This window comes from Novosphingobium sp. BAM6 (genome assembly GCF_057784955.1).
This window is the reverse complement of record NZ_JBYNTR010000005.1, coordinates 117660-132777: the sequence shown is the minus strand read 5'-3', so window position 1 is coordinate 132777 and position 15118 is coordinate 117660. Positions and strand designations below refer to the sequence as shown.

At 62.9% G+C, this 15118-nt stretch carries 14 protein-coding genes and 3 pseudogenes; 6 read left to right on the top strand and 11 right to left on the bottom strand.

Annotated features, from left to right (window positions below; genetic code table 11):
- Nucleotide 1: 1 nt before the first annotated feature.
- From AC3EC3_RS14755 to AC3EC3_RS14735, 5 genes are all read right to left on the bottom strand, one after another.
- Complete coding sequence (locus AC3EC3_RS14755; RefSeq protein WP_488490352.1) at nucleotides 2-1237, bottom strand: amidohydrolase family protein; 1236 nt, start codon at nucleotides 1235-1237, stop codon at nucleotides 2-4.
- A gap of 122 nt (nucleotides 1238-1359) precedes the next feature.
- Entirely contained in the window at nucleotides 1360-2313 is a 954-nt protein-coding gene (locus AC3EC3_RS14750; RefSeq protein ID WP_488490351.1) for a LysR family transcriptional regulator, read from the bottom strand.
- 190 nt (nucleotides 2314-2503) lie between these two features.
- Complete coding sequence (locus tag AC3EC3_RS14745) at nucleotides 2504-3145, bottom strand: GlcG/HbpS family heme-binding protein (protein WP_488490350.1); 642 nt, start codon at nucleotides 3143-3145, stop codon at nucleotides 2504-2506.
- A 29-nt stretch (nucleotides 3146-3174) separates the two neighbouring features.
- A complete protein-coding gene (locus AC3EC3_RS14740; RefSeq protein WP_488490349.1) occupies nucleotides 3175-3684 on the bottom strand; it encodes a hypothetical protein in 510 nt (169 codons plus the stop codon).
- Nucleotides 3618-4553, bottom strand: coding sequence for a hypothetical protein (locus AC3EC3_RS14735; protein WP_488490348.1), 936 nt, complete (start codon nucleotides 4551-4553; stop codon nucleotides 3618-3620). Before AC3EC3_RS14735 ends, AC3EC3_RS14740 begins: the two co-directional genes overlap by 67 nt.
- Before the next feature lie 293 nt (nucleotides 4554-4846).
- On the opposite strand from AC3EC3_RS14735, the gene AC3EC3_RS14730 reads away from it, so the two are divergent.
- A complete protein-coding gene (locus AC3EC3_RS14730; protein ID WP_488490347.1) occupies nucleotides 4847-5500 on the top strand; it encodes an RNA polymerase sigma factor in 654 nt (217 codons plus the stop codon).
- Between the two features lie 125 nt (nucleotides 5501-5625).
- Here AC3EC3_RS14730 and AC3EC3_RS14725 read toward each other — a convergent pair whose 3' ends face one another.
- Nucleotides 5626-5949: a hypothetical protein gene (locus tag AC3EC3_RS14725; RefSeq protein ID WP_488490346.1), complete on the bottom strand. Its 324-nt coding sequence runs from the start codon at nucleotides 5947-5949 to the stop codon at nucleotides 5626-5628.
- Nucleotides 5950-6095: 146 nt separating this feature from the next.
- Here AC3EC3_RS14725 and AC3EC3_RS14720 point away from each other — a divergent pair.
- From AC3EC3_RS14720 to AC3EC3_RS14705, 4 genes and pseudogenes are all read left to right on the top strand, one after another.
- Nucleotides 6096-6407 (top strand): annotated as a pseudogene (locus AC3EC3_RS14720) (tannase/feruloyl esterase family alpha/beta hydrolase); the annotation flags it as partial.
- Nucleotides 6381-6743 (top strand): tannase/feruloyl esterase family alpha/beta hydrolase, encoded by a 363-nt coding sequence (locus tag AC3EC3_RS14715; RefSeq protein ID WP_488490417.1) that lies wholly within the window; start codon nucleotides 6381-6383, stop codon nucleotides 6741-6743. The pseudogene AC3EC3_RS14720 and the gene AC3EC3_RS14715, both read left to right, overlap by 27 nt.
- Before the next feature lie 804 nt (nucleotides 6744-7547).
- Nucleotides 7548-7943 (top strand): annotated as a pseudogene (locus AC3EC3_RS14710) (PepSY domain-containing protein); the annotation flags it as partial.
- An 11-nt stretch (nucleotides 7944-7954) separates the two neighbouring features.
- The gene (locus AC3EC3_RS14705; protein WP_488490421.1) at nucleotides 7955-8329 is read left to right on the top strand and encodes a PepSY domain-containing protein; all 375 of its coding nucleotides are present in this window, start codon (nucleotides 7955-7957) and stop codon (nucleotides 8327-8329) included.
- Between the two features lie 51 nt (nucleotides 8330-8380).
- Here AC3EC3_RS14705 and AC3EC3_RS14700 read toward each other — a convergent pair whose 3' ends face one another.
- Together AC3EC3_RS14700 and AC3EC3_RS14695 are read right to left on the bottom strand one after the other, a co-directional pair.
- Complete coding sequence (locus tag AC3EC3_RS14700) at nucleotides 8381-8596, bottom strand: hypothetical protein (RefSeq protein ID WP_488490345.1); 216 nt, start codon at nucleotides 8594-8596, stop codon at nucleotides 8381-8383.
- Nucleotides 8597-8649: 53 nt separating this feature from the next.
- Complete coding sequence (locus AC3EC3_RS14695; RefSeq protein ID WP_488490420.1) at nucleotides 8650-8790, bottom strand: hypothetical protein; 141 nt, start codon at nucleotides 8788-8790, stop codon at nucleotides 8650-8652.
- Between the two features lie 370 nt (nucleotides 8791-9160).
- Between AC3EC3_RS14695 and AC3EC3_RS14690 the strand changes: the two genes are divergently transcribed.
- Nucleotides 9161-12568, top strand: coding sequence for a S41 family peptidase (locus AC3EC3_RS14690; RefSeq protein ID WP_488490344.1), 3408 nt, complete (start codon nucleotides 9161-9163; stop codon nucleotides 12566-12568).
- Between the two features lie 96 nt (nucleotides 12569-12664).
- Here AC3EC3_RS14690 and AC3EC3_RS14685 read toward each other — a convergent pair.
- The 3 genes and pseudogenes from AC3EC3_RS14685 to AC3EC3_RS14675 all read right to left on the bottom strand — a co-directional run.
- Nucleotides 12665-12805, bottom strand: a pseudogene (locus AC3EC3_RS14685) (IS630 family transposase); the annotation flags it as partial.
- A 120-nt stretch (nucleotides 12806-12925) separates the two neighbouring features.
- Complete coding sequence (locus AC3EC3_RS14680) at nucleotides 12926-14026, bottom strand: NAD(P)/FAD-dependent oxidoreductase (RefSeq protein WP_488490343.1); 1101 nt, start codon at nucleotides 14024-14026, stop codon at nucleotides 12926-12928.
- A gap of 11 nt (nucleotides 14027-14037) precedes the next feature.
- Entirely contained in the window at nucleotides 14038-15039 is a 1002-nt protein-coding gene (locus AC3EC3_RS14675; RefSeq protein WP_488490416.1) for an alpha/beta fold hydrolase, read from the bottom strand.
- Nucleotides 15040-15118: the final 79 nt, after the last annotated feature.

Below are 15118 nucleotides of genomic sequence, written 5' to 3'. Positions count from 1 at the left end.
ATCAGCTCGCGGTTTGAGGCTCGGCCAGCGCCTTGTGCAGCGCGCCGTCCTTCATGATCATATGGATGTTGGCAGGGTTCTGGAGGATGGTGACATCCTGCGTCGGATCGCCATCAACCAGAAGCAGATCGGCAAGATAGCCCTCCTTTACCAGTCCGGTCTCGATCCCCATCAGCTCGCCACCGTACTGGGTTGCGGCGCGGAGCGCCTCTGCCGGGGTGAAGCCGTAATAGGTCACGAAATGCTCAAGATCACGGGCATTGCGGCCATGCGGATTGAACGGGAAACCGTAATCGCCACCGATCAGAATACGCACGCCGCGCTTCTTCAGTTCGGGCACCAGCTTGGCCTCGATGTCGAGGCGCTTCCGCGCGCTGGCCTTCATGTGCGTCATGTCGACATGCGGCGGCGGATTGGCTTCGAGCGCGGCAACCGACACACCCGGCCCCGGCGCATAGAAGAACGTGTCCCTGTCAGCCGCCATACGATCGAGCGCGGCTTCGTCTGCGAACGAGCAGTGATAGAGGATGCGCGCACCGGCATCGAGCGCCAGGCCGATCGCTTCGCCCGAATAGACGTGGCAGGCGATCCACAGGCCCGCCGCGCGGGTTGCCTCGCCCGCCGCCATCATCTCGTCGCGGGTATAGAGAACGTCCATCGCCGAATTGGGCTTGAGCGCATCCTCGCCCGAAACCACGAGCTTGATCGACTTCACCCCTTCATCCGCACAGTAACCGACGAAAGCGCGCATCGCATCGGGTCCGCGACCGTTGAACACGCCGCCGGTCTCGACCCCTTCGCCCCCTTCCGGGCTGCGCTCCAGCGTGGAGGGCACCAGACGCGGCCCCGGCGTCTCGCCCCGCTCTATCGCACGGGCCAGATCCGGCTCGATGCCGTCCCCCAGCGCACCGGCGGAATAGAGGCTAGTATAGCCATGGTCGAGCAGCACGCGCGCATTGCGCCAGGCAGCGACCTTCAACTCGTCCGGCGGCAGAATGAACTGGTGATAGACCTTCTCGATCGAGGATGCCCAGGTTAGGTGCGTATGCGCATCGATCAGGCCGGGCATCAGGGTCATGCCGCGCCCGTCGATCACGATATCCGCCGCAATGTCTGGCATGGCACTCTCGCCCAGCGAGACATCGGCGATGCGCTCATCCTCGATCAATACCCGGCCGCGCTGCAGCGGCGCTCCCGTGCCGTCGAAAATGGCGATGTCACGGATCAGTGTCCGCATGGTTCCTCTACCCCAATCGTTTGTGTTCTGGGTTCTGATTCGGTGTAAAACCTCACGGATACCATGTAAAATAATGAATATTTCGATCTCCATAGTTTTTAACTATGGAATGCCGGCCCGGATCACTCCAGCCTCGGCAAGGCCTCGAACAGCACTCGCGCAAGCGGTGAGAGCGACTGGTTGGCGAGGTGTAACACACCGACATTCCTGTCGAATTCCGCCTCGCGGATAGTGATCGCGCGCAACGAACCATTGGCGATATCCTCGCCCACCACCGTGCGCGGGAGTACCGTCACCCGGTCAGTTTCGCGCACAATGGCACGGGTGGTCAGCAGCGAATCACAGCGGATCGCCGTCAATGGCACGCTCACTCCCGCCGAAAGGAACAGCGCATCGACCTGCCGGCGGAATGCTCCCCGCGCCTCCGGAAGTACCCAGTTCCACGCAGCAGCATCTCGCAAGGATATCTCGTTGCCCAGATCAAAGTGCTGCGCGCCTACAACCAGCGAAAACGGATCGCTCGCGCATGTGACTTCCGCCATATCATCCGGGCGCTGCTCGATCCGGGTGGTGACAAATGCCAACTCGATCACCCCCTTTCGCAGCATGTCGAGCAATTGGGCATCATCACGCTCCAGCACGCTGAGGGAAAACTTGCCGACTTGCGCTTCCACCTCAGGAATCACGCCAGGCAACAGTGTCAGCAATGCACCGGGCGTTCCAGCAACGCGTAACGGCCCAGCGATACCGAGACGTGCATTATCAATATCAAGAGCAGCGTCGACCAGCAGTGTTGACAAGGCTTCTGCCCGGCGTTGCAGCGCTTCGCCCTCTGACGTCAGCGCAATTCCTCCGCGCCCACGCGCAAAAAGACTGGCACCGAGACTACGTTCAAGCAGAGCGATGGTGTTCGAGACCGACGGCTGAGAAATATTGAGATCCCGTGCGGCTCCGCTGATCGAGCCCGCCTGACAAACTGCGCGAAAGGTCATCAATGCCCGCGGATCAATCGCGAGGCGCCGTCCATTCACTTCATTACCCGGCCTTTCCTTCGTAAATGCGTTCCGTTCGCTCACATCTGACCTCATTGCTTGCGTCGACACCCCTACCTAGCGGTCCGGCAGATTCTTCCTGCAGTGAGACCCGCTTCATCTACAAGAGCCATAACGCCCGGCACCGGCAGAAACTGACACCCTTTTAGCCGATGCGGTCTAGGCGCTGCTCAGTCTCAGGCCCGATCGGAGTGAACTGCCCCCGGGGAAACTCTCAAAGCCTATCAACGATTTTCGCGATTCCATCTGCGGCACACTTTTCCTCTTCGTGGGCACTGGCACAACTTGTGGCGATCGCACCCAGGAACCGACCGTCCTTGATGATCGGCAGGCCGCCGGGCAGGAGCGACATATGCGGCTTCACCTGATCCATGAGCGATGGATCCTTCTCGATTCTGGCCCGCAGCTGCAGTGTCGACATGCGGAAACCTACGACCGTCAGGGTCTTGTGCATGGCCATGTGAATGCCATTGGGCATGGTGCCCTCGCCCGCCAGCGCTGCCTTGAGGTTGCCTGCGGAGTCCGACACGGCGACTGTCACGCTGTACCCGTCCTTCGTACACGAATGAAGCGTAGCCAATGCCGCTTCGGCGGCCAGTTCTCCGTTCGGCCCCAGAATCGAAGCCGGGATTGGGCGGTGCGGCAAGTCCTTGGGGCGCGGCCCGGCGGGAGGACCAAGCGGCACCTTCAACTGCGCACTTTGCGGAATGTCGAAGTAGTCGCCCGTCATCGATTGCGGGCTTGGGGGTGTCGTGTTCCGCTCCGGGTGCCCGTCCTGCGCCTGTAGCGCAACGGCACCGAACAACATGGTGGTGCCCAGCACGGCGCTCGTGAGGCTAAGGGGTCGGTTGGCCATGGGTAAATGCTCCATCTCTCTATCGGCGATCAGCGTGTTGGGAGGAAGCGGCCCGGCTTCGACAGCCAGCCGTCGAGGTAATCAAACAGTGTCTTGACGGTGTCGCCGAATTCACCGGGCTCCCGTTCGCACTCCGTGCAAGGCACGTACATGTGCGAGGCGCCCTCGACGAAGGCGATCTGCTTGTCAGCGCTGGCGGCATGCTCATAGATCGTCTCGGCGGCCAGGCCTTCCCAGTGGCCCGTCATGCCCATGGCGATCAGCGGCACATGAATATACGCAACATTGCCCGGCGGGTTGGCGTAACTGGAATCCCAGTCGATCCCGTGGATCGAGGTGGCATCGTAATAGAAATCGGGCGCGACCCGGATGGCGAAACCGGACAGGAAATCGCGCACCGTGGTATTCATGGCGCCCATCCGGAAGTTCGCCGCAGGGATGCCATGCCCTTGCCCGACGCGCAGCGAATAGATCACTTCGGTGGTCTGGGCGCCGCCCTTGTGGAGCAGCGGATAAGGCTTGCTCGATGTCGAGAGCAAGGCGGTATCCTGCGAGAAAAGCTTGTTGTTCGGTCCCAGACTGCTGCCGCCGGGAATAACCATCGAGGCATCGCCGATGAATGCAGCGGTGCCGGCATCGAGACGTGCGGCACGGGCCTGCGCTGCGGCGACCAGACGGTTGTAGCGCGCGGCCTCGGCCGCCAGAAACTTGCGGCGAAAGTCTTCGCTGTAATGGCTGCCCCCGGCGAGAATCCGATCTTGGCGGAATACATGTCGAGACCTTCGTCGACCGCGGTTCCATCGCTTTCGTCGACTACCGCAGGGTCGATGCTGAACAGCGTCATTTCCGCATCCCCCCAGTTGGCATCCGGCAGGACGACACCATCCGCCGGGGTCAGCCCGGCAAGGCCCGAGGGACAGGCATGGACCATGCGCGCATCCTGGCAAAAACCGAGGCCGCTTTCCGCCATCGCCTGATAGGCGCTGACGATCGTCGCCCCTCCGCTGAGCCCCAGCAAGACAACCTTGCGCACGCCCGTAAGGCGCTTGAGAAAATCGACCGCCAGCCCTGTCTCCGCAAGCGTCTTGTCGAGGTTCCCGCTGCTCGGGCTCTCACACAGGACGCGATAGCCGCGACGGGCAAGCTCGGGACAGGCGATGAAGCGGGTATAATCGCCATAGTGCGTGACGACGATGCCAATGGTCGCCCTGTCTCGCGGCTTTGTCGGTTCATACAGCACGCCGTAGTCATCGTCGGCATGATGCACGAAAGTCGTCCTCACACCGGCGGGGACCGAAGTCGGCGCCGTATCCGCATGCAGACCCATCGGCTCGTCCGCGCGTACCGGACCGGCAGAAGCGACTGTCAACGCAGCGGAAACAAGCAAGGCATGGCGCAGTAAGGGCATCGTTCTTTCCGTTGATCCAGGCTCCCGAGAGCCGCCATAGCCCATCATCCTGAACCGAAATCAAACGAGCCGCAGCGCGCGGCGAAGGCGCGGTTTCGCACCCGTATCGCCACCAGATCCGCCTCTCCCCGAAGCGCAATCGACGCCCCGCACCGCATTCAGATTCAGTTTAATCCGACCCCGCATAGCGACCTGAAAAACAATCGGCACTCGGGGAGAGAGCGATGATGGGACGCCTGGTGTTTCGCAGGGGCAAGGCAATGCTTGGCCGCGTATCGTGAATCGAACATCTCATGACGGGGCTCGACAACGACCGGCACCGCTGGTTCCGCATGGCCGTCCTCCCGCTCGAATCCGACCTGAAACGCCATGCCCGGCGGTTGTGCCACGGCATCACCATCGACCCCGAAGACCTGTTGCAGGATACGATGGAACAGCTCTTCCGGTACGAAAACTGGCACGGGATCGACAATGTTCGGGCCTTCAGCATCGCCACAATGCGCAATCTCGCGTTGCAGGTCGCGCGCCGTGACAGGGTCCTGACGATCCAGACCATCGACAATCTGGAGAATTTCGACATCGCTTGCGAAGCGCCCTCAGCTGAGCGGATCGTGGTCGCGCGCGATGACTGGGCAACAGTGACAAAATGCATCTCGTCACTGCCCCCACAGTGCGGCAAGGTCTTTTCGATGCGCAAGATCGACGGATTGTCCCAAAGCGAAATCGCAAGGCAACTCGGCCTCAGTATTTCCACGATCGAAAAGCATGTGATCAAGGGATTGCGCCGGTGTTCGGATGCCATCGCCTGGCCCTCCGAGAGGGCGAGCAGGACCAGCCCCCAGCGACCACGCAACCTCTCTCGTGATAATTCCGGTGCAGTTCCATGCCCGCCACTAACGACAGTCAACGCGCTCGCTTACGGGGCCGTCGATTGCACTCATTTCTGAAACCTGAGCACAATTGCCGACGGGTTGGCGGGCATTCCAGCAGGCGCCTGCATCAAGATACGTTCCCTTAAGGAAAAAATCGGGCCGCCTTCCCGAAAAGGGGAAACGCGGCCCGAAATCCATGGTCAGTAACGCACTGTCAGGCGTACACCGAACAGGCGCGGGTCAGAGACCCGGACTGTCGTGCGATCGGCCGCGCCCGATGTCGGGTTGTCGATCGGACCAGGATTGATGCTCTGCGGCGCGCCCAGCAATTGCATCTTGTTCTCGATGTTGTGCACGAAGGCGTCGATGCTGAACTTGCACGATGCAGTCGTATAGCTGATCATCAGGTCACTGCGCGTAAAGGACTTCTGGGTGAACTGGGCCAGAAGAACAGTATAGACGCCGGTGAATGGGTTGCCGTCACCGGCATAATTGCTCACCTTGTAGCCGCTGTTGTAAGTCATGTTCACGTGAGCCGTGATGTTGCCACCACCGGCAAGGTCGAAGCGGTGCTCGTAAGAGCCGCGGATCGTGGTCCGCGCCAGCAGATCCAGCTCCTTGCCCTTGAAGTTCTGCTGGTTAGAATAGATGAACCCGGCAGCGCTTCCCGCTCGATTTCGACGGGATCGGCGCAGGCTGCCCGCCTATCAACACCACCGTCAACAACGGCTTGTTCACCGCGTGGAACGTGATGACCAACACCGCGCCCGATGGCGGGCCAATCCTGACCGCCGACAAGCTGCCCATCCTGCACAAGGCAGTGCTGGACCAGTGCGATGCGGCGGATGGTGCCAGGGACGGTATCGTCTCGCTGCCCTATGCCTGCCACCCCGACATTACCGTGGTGGAGTGCAGGCCGGGTCAGGATCCCGCCACCTGCCCGACCCCGGCACAGATCCATGTCGCACAGGAAATCTATCGCGGCGCACATGAGAAGGCGGGCCGCAAGCTGATCCTGTGGATGGCATTGGCCGATACCAACGTCATGGTTCACCAGTCCGTCCTCTATTATCAGGCGCTGCAAAGCCAGATGGGCGAGAAGACGGTCGATGTTTTCGTCCGCTTCTACGTTTTGCCCGGCGTGTACCATTGCGGAGGCGGCGATGGCCCTGTGATTAGCGACCTGCTCGAACCGCTTATGCTGTGGGTCGAGCGCGGGATCGCGCCGGGAGCGCTTGCCGGGGTTCACCGCCGCGCGGACCGGGAATGGAGCAGGGGGCCGGGCCGCGTCAGGCTACCCTCGCCGCGCCCGACCTGACCCGGCCGATCTACCCCTACCCCTACATCGCGCAATACACCGGAAAAGGCGATGTCCGGGTCGCCGCCAATTTCGTGAAGGCGCCGCACATCCAGCCCCGGCCGGTCTCGGAAATTGGCCCGGTGCCGGATTCTACAAGCCCGGATACATGCGCTGGTGCACCGCCACGCCCACGTCGATCGATTGCACCACCACCCGCCAGTAATTTCAGTCTCAGCCCCTGAGCGGTGCGCCCCGTCCGTCGCGCCGCTCAGGGCAAAGGGAGTGCCCACCTTTGCCAGACATCAATCCTGCCCCGCCCGCGCCCTTCCGGAAGGCCGCTGCCCCGCCCGTCGCCAGACGAAGCGGCAAATCGATCGAGATGCGCACGGTGCACCGGGTGCTCTCGCTGATCGCCTGCCTGTTCCTGCTCTATATCGGCGTGACCGGAACCCTGATCCAGACGCTGGACCTGACGGCGCTGCTCACCGGCAAGCCCGAGAGCGACCCGACGATGCAGTCGATCAATGAAGGTAGGTTCGGCAACGGCTTCTACTCTGCTGTCACGCTCGCAGACTGGAGCGCAGGCTCGCTACCAGCGAATGTCAACGTCGCGCGCGGCTTTTCCCTCGCGCTGACCCGCTTTCACGAGGTCCGACCCGACATGACCCCGGCCTTCGCCGAACTGCGCATGGTTGACGGGCGCGTCGTCGGCCAAGTCGCCTATGCCGATCCCGGCCCCCGCCCCACCCACGCCGCATCGGCACACCGGTTTCGGCGCTCGCGTTCGACATCGCGACCGGCCGGCCGGTCGCGTCCATCGACATGCGCGGCGCCTACCCGGCCCCGTCGCTGCGCCAGACGCTCAAGCAATGGCACCGTTTCTGGGGGCCCAACTTCTTCGGTCTGCGCGACGTGCCCGGCGTCTATATCGAGCTGCTGTCCGGCCTTGCCATGTCTGCTCTGATCGTCACCGGGCTGATCATGTATTTCCGCCTGCTCAAGCAGCGTCGCAAGATCAAGCGTCCCGACATGTTCTGGATGATTTCGGACAAATGGCGCTCCCTGCATCGCGGCGTTTCGGTAGCTGCATCGATACTGCTCATCCTTGTCGCCTTCAACGGCACCTGGATCGGGTTCGAGAGCACCTATGCCACCTTCAACCGGCACCGCCCCCGCCCGAAACACTGGCGATCAGCGATGCGCAAGTCGCCACCGTCGCACGAAGCACAATGCATGCGTTCAGAGCGCAAGAGCCCGACACACCGATCCGCACCATCCACGCCCGCGTCTGGTACGGCCAGGCCGAAGGCGCGGTCGTCACCGCAAGCGATCCGACGCGCCAGCTCGTTTACAACGCCGCCAGCGGCCAGAAACAAGGTCTCAGTTCTCCGCTTCATCCCAGATCGGCGTTCCCCTTTGGAACCAATGTGCATGAATGGATGAAGCATTTCCATTCCGGCGAACTGCTCGGTTTGCCAGCGCGAATGCTCGATCTGCTGGCAGGGATTTCACTCGCCTTTCTATCTGCTTCGGAGCTGTGGATGTACATCGACCTGTGGAGAAAGCGTGCAAGATCAGGCCGCAAGGCGTTGCTTTGGAAATAGTCAATTTCCATCATCAAGGAAACTTCTGAACCGCCAGAAGTAATATTATGATTAATAAAATCGAATATCATCTTGTCCTATGATCTTCGCGACATTTTTCAAGCGAATAAATACAAATATTTCATAACGAAACCGGACCGTAACAGCGCCCTTCTGACTCTGGCAGAGATCATCAAATTTTCCCCACTGCCACGCCACGCCGTCGCCGATTGCAGATATACGCACAGCCAGCTCAGGAAAACACGCCGACATCGGCAAACCGGCCATTGAAATCGTCAAACTGAACTGCGCCGGGTGTACCGGAGGCTGCTTGGTTTAAGTTACTCCGCCGTGGAGAAGTCATCCAGCATGGCATAATAGAGTTCTTCAGCCTCGGCAGGAGGTAAGCTGCCGACAGGTTCGAGCAGGCGACGAAGGTTGAACCAGTTCAATGTACCCGCGACATTTGCGGCAAGCATCATCAGCGGTCGGCTGGGAGGTTTGTACGAGACCATGATTCCCCAGAAATTCTAGTTCCTACATGCTGCGGTCGTCGGCGCGGGAAGACGCGCCCTGATGGTGCTGAGCAGACCGATCAGGCGATTGCTGGAAGCATGATCAGCTCTAAAGGCGGAAATTTTAAAAGAAGAAGGCATCCAGAAATCAAAGTGCGCTCAGATCCTACCACGGATGTATTCTCACCAGAATCCTCAATGAACTTCTATCAGAATATTGCCAACCAACCTGCGGCGTTGACGAGCACGTACTATCGTTCATATTCAACACTCTCAGCCAACCGGAAGCGCAGGTACTGACAAGCCGCGCCGCCGGACTATCAGACAGGGGATCTCGATGCGGCGACGTTTTTTCGCGTGTGGGCTTGCGTTCCTGATGGGCACGACTTCGGCTCTGGCGGCCAGTCCTTCGACCGCTCCCACTGACAATGCCCCGGCCCAGCCGCCGCTCCTGCTACAGCACCCCTCGCTGTCAGCGACGGCAATCGCGTTCGAGTACGCGGGCGAAATCTGGATTGTCCCTCGCGCAGGCGGCCGGGCCGCCCGGCTGGTCACCGGACAGGGGCAGTTGCGCGCGCCGATCTTCTCGCCCGATGGTAGCCAGATCGCCTTCACCGGTCGCTATGACGGGAATACCGATGTCTATGTCGTGCCTGCCAGTGGAGGCGAGCCGCGTCGGCTGACCTGGCACCCCAGCGCCGATGTTGCGCTGGCCTGGACGCCGGATGGCAAGTCCATCCTGTTTCGCAGCCCGCGCGCTGCCGCGCGTGATCTCGACCAACTCTATCTCGTCGATGCCGCAGGCGGCCCGCCGCGCATAGTGCCGCTGCCATCGGGCGAGGCGGGCAGCTTCTCACCCGATGGCACTCGCCTTGCCTACGATCCCTATCCGCAGTGGCAGCCGGCGTGGAAGCAGTATCGCGGCGGGCAGACCGCACGCATCTGGATCGCGGATCTCGCCACCTCGCACATCACCCCCATCCCGCGCCCGAACAGCAACGATCGCGCCCCGATGTGGGTGGGCGACACGCTCTATTTCCTGTCCGACCGCGACGGACCAACCACGCTTTATGCCTATGACGTGAAGACCGGCACTGTTCGCCGCCTGATCGACAACGCGCAAGGTTTCGACATGGCCTCTGCCTCGGCCGGTCCCGGCGGCATTGTAATCGACGCGTTCGGCAAGCTGGAGATCTACGATACGGCCAGTGGCACGGTCAGCGTGGTGCCGGTCACAATCGACGCCGACCTGCCGCAGGTCCGCCCCCATTTCGAGACGATCCAGCCGGACTCGATCGAACATGCCGCAATCACCCCATCGGGCAAGCGCGCAATCATCGAGGCGCACGGCGAGATCCTCTCAGCCCCTGCGGAAAAGGGCGAGATCCGCAACCTCACGCAATCTCCCGGCGTCGCGGATCGGGACCCGGCACCCTCGCCCGACGGCAAGTCGGTCGCCTATTTCTCCGACGAATCGGGCGAATACGCGTTGCACATCCGCCCCGCCGAAGGGGTCGGCCCGGTCCGCAAGATCGCGCTGGGGACGCCCGGCTCGTTCTTCTACAGCCCGCACTGGTCGCCCGACAGCCGAAAGATCGTGTTCCACGACAAGCGACTGAACCTGTGGATGATCGATCTCGATCACGACGGCGCAATCACCAAGATAGATACCGATCGGTACGACACGCCCAATTTCGATTTCGATCCGGCCTGGTCTGCGGACAGCCGCTGGATCGTCTACACCAAGCAGTTGCCCAACCACCTGCATGCCGCCTGGGCCTATTCTCTGGCCACCGGCAAGGCGACGCAGCTGACCGACGGCACCAGCGACGTGTCATCGCCCCGCTTCGATGCCAGCGGCAAGTACCTCTACTTCACCGCCAGCACCGATCACGGCCCCGGCGCGGGCTGGCTGGACATGTCGAGCATGGGCCGGGCGGTGGATGGTGCAGTCTACGTCATGGTGCTGCGCAAGGACATTCCCTCGCCGGTGCTCCCGCAGAGCGACGAGGAAAGCGCCGCCGAAGAACCGCACCCCGGCCCGCCGATGAAGCGAACCGCGCACGGCAAACACACCTCCGCTACACCTGACGCCGCGACCACCGACACCGCGCCCGACGGTACGAAGGACGACGGGGCGGCGGGCAAAGGGCCGCCTCCGCCGGTCACTATCGATTTCGCCGATCTCGACCAGCGCATCCTGGCCCTGCCGATCCCGCGCGCCAATTTCGCCGACCTCGAAGTCGGCAAGAGTGGTGTGGTCTATACCCTCACCTTGCGCCCCGCGCAGACCGATGCGGACTACGAAGGGGACGATGACACCGGCACCGCGACGCTGTTCCGTTTCGACTTCAAGGACCGCAAGAACACGAAACTCGCGGACGAAGTTGCGCCGGGCAGCTTCTCGCTCTCGGCCGATGGCTCGAAGATGCTGCTTGCGCGCAAGGACAGCTGGGTGATCGCGCCCGCTGACGCCCCGCTAAAGGACGGCGACGGCGAACTGGCGCTTTCCACGATGAGCGTGTGGGTTAATCCACGCGCCGAGTGGAAGCAGATGTATTACGAGACCTGGCGGATCGAGCGCGATTTCTTCTACGATCCGCACTACCATGGTCTCGACCTGCCGCGCGCCAGGGCGCTTTATGCCCGCTTCCTGCCGGGCATCGCGGCGCGGCAGGATCTCAACACGCTGTTCGAGGAAATGACCGGCCAGATCGAGGTCGGCCACACCTTTATCAACGGCGGCGACATGCCCGAACAGGGCAAGGCGCAAGTCGGTCTGCTCGGCGCCGATTTCGATCTGGCAGACGGCCACTGGCGTATCGCAAGAATCTTGCAAGGTGAGAACTGGAACCCCAAGCTGGTCGCCCCGCTCAGCCAGCCGGGTATCGACGTGAAGGCAGGCGAATTCCTGCTTGCAGTCAACGGCCAGCCGGTTTCGGGCGATGCGCCGATAGAAAAGGCGCTCGACGGCACAGCAGGCAAGCACACCGTGCTGACGGTCAGCCCACATGCCGACGGCACGGGCTCGCACGAAGTTACTGTGGTGCCCGTCGCCAGCGAGACGCAACTGCGCTTGCGCGACTGGATGGAACACAACCGCCACACGGTGGATCGCCTTTCCGGAGGCAAGCTCGCCTATGTCTACCTGCCCGATACCGCTAACGGGGGCTTTGCGAACTTCAACCGGTATTACTATTCGCAGGTAGGTAAGCAGGGGGCGATCATAGACGAGCGTTTCAATCACGGTGGCGACATCGCCGACTACATCATCCAGCAGTTGCAACACACGCCGCAGATGGTCAACTCAACGCGCGAGGGCGACCCCATGGTCGAACCCGCGCAGTCGATCTTCGGGCCAAAGGTGATGATCATCAACGAGATGTCCGGTTCAGGCGGCGACGCCCTGCCCTGGTTGTTCAAGAAGAACCATGTCGGCACGCTCGTCGGCACACGGACCTGGGGCGGGCTGGTGGGCATCGGCGACTATCCCTCGCTGATCGACGGCGGCACGGTAACTGCGCCGCGCTGGGCTATCTATGGCACGCAAGGGGAATGGGAAGTCGAAGGCATCGGCATCACGCCCGACGTCGAAGTGATCGAGAACCCCGAACTAATTCGCCAGGGCCGTGATCCGCAGTTGGAGCGCGCGGTGCAGGAAGGGCTCGCACAGCTGGCAAAGAGCCCGCCGCAGACCTTCCCCGCCCCGCCTGCGCCTGACAAACACCAGGTTCTGCCGCAATAAGGGGGCCTGGGCACAGATATGCGCTGTCATCTGCAGGTTGGACCGCACTAGCCGTATTCATCGCTGTACTTGTCCTCCGCCTGGAGCAAATTCCGATCAGTCCGGATCATATCTGCAAGATCTGAAGTAATTGGAGCATTCGGCGGGCCGGCAGATGTCGACGAGCTTGCCGATGAGGCTCCACAGGCCGCTGACCATTCGCCCGCCGATCTTCCCGAACAATGCCAAAAGCCGGGAGCACGAATCCATCAAAAGCGGGCGCCCCATCCATACCAGCCTCATTTACCGGCCGGGATTATGAGTTACAAAGCGACATCGTACGGGATCTCTACCGCCTCACACTGGTCGAAACCCGCTCTAAGCGAGATGTCCCGAAGCGAAGCGCGCCGGCGAATAGGGCACCGGGTCGATGTCACCTCCGCCTTCGCCCAGCAGCAGACGGGCGCCGAGCTGCGCGGCGGCAGGCGCGGTCTGGATGCCGAAGCCGCCCTGCCCGGCGAACCAGAAGAACGCCGGGTCGCGCGGATCGAAACCGTAGACGGCCATCCGGTCCGGCGCGAACGAGCGCAGGCCCGCCCAGCGCCGCTCCACCCGCTCGACCCGCCAGTCCACCACGCGAGAGAGACGGTCCAGCGCCAGCGAGACGTCGGCCTTGTCGGGCGCCGCATCGCAGGGTACGCTCGGCGTCTCGTCGTGCGGGCTGAGCCAGATGCCACCGCTCTCGGGCTTGAAGTAGAAGCTGCCGTCGAGGTCGAGCACCAGCGGCAGCGCCGCCGTCGTCGCAGGCGCGACGGCGACTTGCGCCATCGTCCGGCGCAACGGCACGATCCCGAGCGGACGTACGCCTGCCAGCCCCGCCACCGGGTCCGCCCAGGCGCCTGCGGCATTGACCAGCACCGCTGCCCGCGCCTCGCGTCCATCCTCGAACGTCAACGCCCAGCCGCCGGTCAGGCGCTCGGCAGACGCAAGACGGGCGCGCGTCCACAGATCCACGCCATCGCGGCGCGCCTGCGAAAGGTAGTGCTGATGCACCCGCGCCACGTCGATATCGCAGCAACTGGGTTCGAGCACGCCGCAGGTCCAGTCGGCGTGCAGACCCGGCACGCGCGCGGCGATCTCCGCCCGGTAGAGATCCGGCATCTCGACACCCAACGCCCGGAACGGTGCGGCGAAGGCCTGAAGCGCTGTCTCCTGTCCCGCCTTCGCCAGCGTCAGCGCGGCACGCGGGGTCAGCGCGCCAAGCGCGTCGAGCGGTGCGCGCGAGGCAAGCGTGAGCGGCTGCATTCCAGCGCCGCCGTAGCTCTCCATCCAAAACGCAGCCGAACGCCCCGTGGTGTGATAGCCGGGCACGCCCTCCGCCTCGGCCAGCAACACGCGCGCCTTGCCATCGAGCCCAGCGGCCAGCGAGGCGCCTGCCATCCCCGCGCCGATGATCGCGATATCGTAACGGCCTTCCATGCCCGCAGCCCCTAACGGGCGGGAGCCACCTCGTCCAGAAAGGCAGTGACCGCCTGCATCGCCCGGTCGCGCACGGGATCGACCTCGCGCAGGATTTCGTGCCGGGCCTCACTCCCGAACGACAGCAGCCGCGCGTTCGGCAAGCGCTTCGCCGCGCGTTCGATCGCGGGCCAGGACACCAGTCCATCGGCAGATGTGCCGAACAGCAGCACCGGCACCCTCACGCTTTCGGGCACGCCGCGTTTTTCGAGGCCGTGGATCGAGGAGAGCGCGCGTTCGATCCAGCCCCAGCTTGCCGCGCCCATGGCGAGCCCCGGACGCTGCTGGCGCCACCACGCCTCGTCGGCATAGCGCGCTTCGTCATGGGTCAGCAATTTCGCGCGATCGACGGGCGGGAACTGGGGTTTCTCGCTGTGCTTCCAGCCGGGGCGACGACGGTCGCCCAGCGCGGCGATCACCTTAGCGACGGGTAGCAGCACACGGCTTGGTACAGCGGCGGGATGGATGCCCAGCATCGGCGCGGAGAGTACGAGGGCGTCAGGCATCACGCGCTTTTCGGCAACGGCGCGCAAACTGAGGTGTCCGCCCATCGAATGTCCGATCAACACATGCGGCCCCGGCGTGCGCGCGACCCAGTCTGCCCAGATCGCGGCGAAGTCGTCGATCCAGATCGCGAAGTCAGGAATATGCCCGGTCAGCGCATCCTTGCCGAGCCGCCCGCTGAGCGCCTGCCCGCGCCAGTCGAACGAGGCGACGTTCCATCCGGCATCCGACCAGTCGATAAGCGATTCGAGCCACTTCTCGTAAGCGTCCCCACGTCCGGGCACGAACATCAGCGAGCCGCGCGCCACCTCGCCTTCGGCCAGCGCGGGCGACCACTCGATCCGGCGCAACTCCTGCCCGTCAGGCCCTCCTCCCGGCGCCGCCCAGCGCCATTCGCGAGCGCGGGAAGGAATCGTGCGGGTGCGGGCGCGGTCCGTGACGACAGTTTCGCCAGCGCGCTCGGGGGACAGGTCGGGAATGGGAGCCTCTCGGGTTTGGTTACTATTTGCTAAGCGGTGCGCGCGTACATGCAGTCTCGAATTGGGAATG

Bases quoted from the DNA above. Each gene is read 5' to 3' on its own strand.
- AC3EC3_RS14755 (WP_488490352.1), bottom strand. From the start codon at position 1,237: ATGCGGACACTGATCCGTGACATCGCCATTTTCGACGGCACGGGAGCG.
- AC3EC3_RS14745 (WP_488490350.1), bottom strand. From the start codon at position 3,145: ATGGCCAACCGACCCCTTAGCCTCACGAGCGCCGTGCTGGGCACCACC.
- AC3EC3_RS14735 (WP_488490348.1), bottom strand. From the start codon at position 4,553: ATGCCCTTACTGCGCCATGCCTTGCTTGTTTCCGCTGCGTTGACAGTC.
- AC3EC3_RS14730 (WP_488490347.1), top strand. From the start codon at position 4,847: ATGACGGGGCTCGACAACGACCGGCACCGCTGGTTCCGCATGGCCGTC.
- AC3EC3_RS14725 (WP_488490346.1), bottom strand. From the start codon at position 5,949: ATGACTTACAACAGCGGCTACAAGGTGAGCAATTATGCCGGTGACGGC.
- AC3EC3_RS14705 (WP_488490421.1), top strand. From the start codon at position 7,955: ATGCATGCGTTCAGAGCGCAAGAGCCCGACACACCGATCCGCACCATC.
- AC3EC3_RS14700 (WP_488490345.1), bottom strand. From the start codon at position 8,596: ATGGCCGGTTTGCCGATGTCGGCGTGTTTTCCTGAGCTGGCTGTGCGT.
- AC3EC3_RS14695 (WP_488490420.1), bottom strand. From the start codon at position 8,790: ATGATGCTTGCCGCAAATGTCGCGGGTACATTGAACTGGTTCAACCTT.
- AC3EC3_RS14690 (WP_488490344.1), top strand. From the start codon at position 9,161: ATGCGGCGACGTTTTTTCGCGTGTGGGCTTGCGTTCCTGATGGGCACG.
- AC3EC3_RS14680 (WP_488490343.1), bottom strand. From the start codon at position 14,026: ATGGAAGGCCGTTACGATATCGCGATCATCGGCGCGGGGATGGCAGGC.